We start from the raw sequence: 3,654 nt of genomic DNA, 5'->3' as shown, positions 1-3,654 counted from the left end.
CGGCCTCAAGGGCGGCACGATCAAATTCCATGTCACGGGCAGGGTGCTCAGGTCCCGCTACGGCATGGATGTCGGCACGCCGATCTATTCCAACATCGTCGATTTCGACATGACGCTGACGGGGAAACGGGGCTAGTTCTAAGTTGCGCCTCCACCGGGCTCGTCATCCTAGGGCGGAGCAAGGAGCGAAGCGACGCGCGCAGACCCCTGGAACTGCAACGCAGTCCAAGGGACCCATGCCGTGACCCTAAGACATTGCAATCGTGACATAATTCTGCGCCGTTGCATTTGCGTGACAGGTCACGGAATGGATCCTCGGGTCAAGCCCGAGGATGACGAAGGCGCTTTGTGACCCGCGTCTGCGATTGGCTTTTCTCCAGAATTAGGGCACATCTCCAGATACAACCGACAGGGAGAGAATGCGATGTTCCGATGGGGTGTGTTGTCGACGGCCAAGATCGGCCGCGAGCAGCTTTTGCCGGCGATCGTCGAGTCGGAGAACGGCGTGCTGGCGGCGATTGCCAGTCGCGACCTGTCAAAGGCCAAGGCCCTGGGCGAGCGCTTTGGCGCCCGTCATGCCTTCGGCTCCTATGAGGAACTGCTGGCCTCGCCCGAGATCGACGGCGTCTACATTCCGCTGCCGACCTCCCAGCATGTCGAATGGACGGCGAAGGCCATCGAAGCCGGCAAGCATGTGCTGGTCGAAAAGCCGCTGGCGCTGGACGCCAAGGATATAGTGCCGCTGATCAAGCTGCGCGACCAGAAGAAGGTGCTGGTCTGCGAGGCCTTCATGGTCATCTACCATCCGCAATGGATCAAGGTGCGCGACCTCATCGCCGCCGGCGCCATCGGCCGGCTGCGCCATGTCCAGGGCGCGTTCTCCTATTACAATGTCGACCCCAACAACATGCGCAACCAGCTCGATCTCGGCGGCGGCGCGCTGCCCGACATCGGTGTTTACCCGACCGTGTCGACGCGCTTTTCCACCGGCAAGGAGCCGCTGCGCGTACAGGCGACGATCGAGCGCGACAAGACATTCGGCACCGACATCTATTCCTCGATCCGCGCCGATTTCGGCGATTTCGAACTGTCCTTCTATCTGTCGACGCAGATGGCCGCGCGCCAGGTGATGGTGTTCCACGGGGAGAAGGGTTTCATCGAGCTGTTCTCGCCCTTCAATGCCGGGCTCTACGACCATCATAGGATCGAATTGCACAATCAAAACCACAGCGAAGCACAAGTGTTCCGCTTCCCCGGCACGCAGCAATACCGGCTTGAGGTCGAGACCTTCGCGCGAGCGGCACAGGGCGGCAAGGAGCGTGTCTTCACGCTGGAGGAGTCGGTCCTCAACCAGAAGGTCATCGACGCCATCTTCCGCGCCGGCGACAAGGATGGCAGCTGGGAGACCGTCTGATCTCTGCATAAAATTAGCCGGCTAATCCTGGGGAGGAACAATGGCTGACGACGCGGATGTCATCATTATCGGCGCCGGCCTGGCCGGGCTGGTCGCCGCCGTGGAACTGGCGGATTCCGGCAAGAAGATCATCATCGTCGACCAGGAACCGGAGCAGTCGCTGGGCGGCCAGGCATTTTGGTCGTTCGGCGGGCTTTTCCTCGTCGATTCTCCCGAGCAGCGGCGCATGCGCATCCGCGATTCGCATGATCTGGGGCTCGAGGACTGGATGGGCACGGCCGCCTTCGACCGGCCGGAGGACTTCTGGCCGCGCAAATGGGCCGAAGCCTATGTCGGCTTCGCCGCTGGCGAGAAGCGCTCCTGGCTCCTGCAACGTGGCCTGAAATTCTTTCCCGTGGTCGGCTGGGCCGAGCGCGGCGGCGGCAATGCGATCGGCCACGGCAATTCGGTGCCGCGTTTCCACATCACCTGGGGCACCGGCCCGGGCGTGCTCGAACCGTTTGTCCTGCGCGTGCGCGAGGCGCAGAAGCGTGGATTGGTTAGCTTCAGGTTTCGCCACCGGGTCAATGAACTGACGCGCACTGGCGCGGTCGTGACCGGTGTACGCGGCGACGTCCTCGAGCCAAGCATTGTCGAGCGCGGCCGCAAGAGTTCGCGCGATGTGGCCGGCGATTTCGAGCTGCATGCGCAAGCGGTGATCGTCGCCTCCGGCGGCATCGGCGCCAACCATCGACTGGTCCGGGAAAACTGGCCCAGGCGGCTGGGCACGGCACCCAGGCGCATGATAACCGGCGTGCCCGACCATGTCGACGGACGCATGCTGGCGATCACGGAACAGGCCGGCGGCTCGATCATCAACCGCGACCGCATGTGGCACTATGTCGAGGGCATCAGGAACTGGGCGCCGATCTGGACAGACCATGCAATCCGCATCCTGCCAGGCCCATCGTCGCTTTGGCTCGACGCGCGTGGAAAGCGCCTGCCGGTGCCGCTCTATCCCGGCTTCGACACGCTGGGCACGCTAAGCCACATCATGGCGACCGGCTTCGATTATTCCTGGTTCATCCTGACCAGGAAGATCATCCAGAAGGAGTTTGCACTGTCGGGCTCCGAACAGAACCCCGACCTGACCGGCAAGAGCTGGCGCCAGGTGCTCGGCCGCGCCACATCAGGCATTCCGGGGCCTGTCAAGGCGTTCATGGAGAAGGGCGAGGACTTCATCGTCGAGGCCCAATTGCCGGCGCTGGTCGCCCGCATGAACGCGCTGGCCGGCGGCGAGCCGCTGCTCGAGCTTGCCCAGGTCGAGCGCGAGATCCGCGCCCGCGACCGGCAGCTCGACAATCCGTTCTCCAAGGACATGCAGATCACCGCCTTGCGCGGGGCGCGGGCCTATCTCGGCGACCGGCTCATCCGCACGGCCAAGCCGCACAAGATGCTCGACCCGGCTAATGGGCCGCTGATCGCGGTGCGCCTCAACATCCTCACCCGCAAGACGCTGGGCGGCCTGCAGACCGATCTCGACAGCCGCGTGCTGGGTGCCGATGGCGAGCCGGTGCCTGGGCTCTACGCCGTTGGCGAAGCGGCCGGTTTCGGCGGCGGCGGCGTGCATGGCTATGCGGCGCTCGAAGGCACCTTCCTCGGCGGCTGCATCTTTTCCGGCCGCGGCGCCGGCCGGGCGGCTGCCCGTACGGTGGCGTAAAATACGCCCCGCTGGCGGCCTTGGTCCTATACGCCCGGGCCATAAACATATGACTTTTTTATATTTTCCAGATTTCGCCCGCCTCGAATACAAATGCGGATGCTTTTATCTTTCTGAGTGCAGCCGGTCCTGAGCCGCTGCAGGCAGCCGCCACCTCGTGGCGGTACCAGAAAGAAGGAAGTCTTCGATGTTCCTCTCAGACGGGCTCTATCTGCCCACCCATCGCCCTTTGCCGGCGTCGCAGGTCGAACGGATCAGGCGCTCGGCCAACAACAATCGCCGGCCCGTCAGCCTGGTTGCGCCGTTCACGCCGACATGGTGGCTCCTGGTTGCCGGCGCCTTGGTGGCCGCCGCAGCGATCGCTGCCCAGCTCTCCTGAAAGGCAGGAGATGACCATGCAAAGTTTCCCCATTCTCCTTGACGCAACCGCCCTTCACCGCTTCGTCGTCGGGCGGGACGGCGAAGGCCACTGGATCGCGCGTGACGAGGAGGGCCAGACCGGCGGCGTTTTTGCCGACAGGAATTCCGCCGTGCGTTTCGC

General features: G+C 63.7%; 3 protein-coding genes and 1 pseudogene. All 4 read left to right on the top strand.

The window, feature by feature from the left end; translation table 11 throughout:
• Positions 1-136: pseudogene (locus tag WC739_RS24955) on the top strand (polyisoprenoid-binding protein); the annotation flags it as partial.
• A gap of 288 nt (positions 137-424) precedes the next feature.
• The gene (locus WC739_RS24950) at positions 425-1,414 is read left to right on the top strand and encodes a Gfo/Idh/MocA family protein (protein WP_372955657.1); all 990 of its coding nucleotides are present in this window, start codon (positions 425-427) and stop codon (positions 1,412-1,414) included.
• 40 nt (positions 1,415-1,454) lie between these two features.
• The gene (locus tag WC739_RS24945) at positions 1,455-3,113 is read left to right on the top strand and encodes an FAD-binding dehydrogenase (RefSeq protein ID WP_372955656.1); all 1,659 of its coding nucleotides are present in this window, start codon (positions 1,455-1,457) and stop codon (positions 3,111-3,113) included.
• Between the two features lie 187 nt (positions 3,114-3,300).
• A complete protein-coding gene (locus WC739_RS24940) occupies positions 3,301-3,492 on the top strand; it encodes a hypothetical protein (RefSeq protein ID WP_372955655.1) in 192 nt (63 codons plus the stop codon).
• Positions 3,493-3,654 lie beyond the last annotated feature (162 nt).

This window comes from Mesorhizobium sp. (assembly GCF_041661565.1).
Taxonomy (GTDB): Bacteria; Pseudomonadota; Alphaproteobacteria; order Rhizobiales; family Rhizobiaceae; genus Mesorhizobium.
Note: the sequence above shows the minus strand (reverse complement) of the source record. Positions and strands in the feature narration are given on the sequence as shown.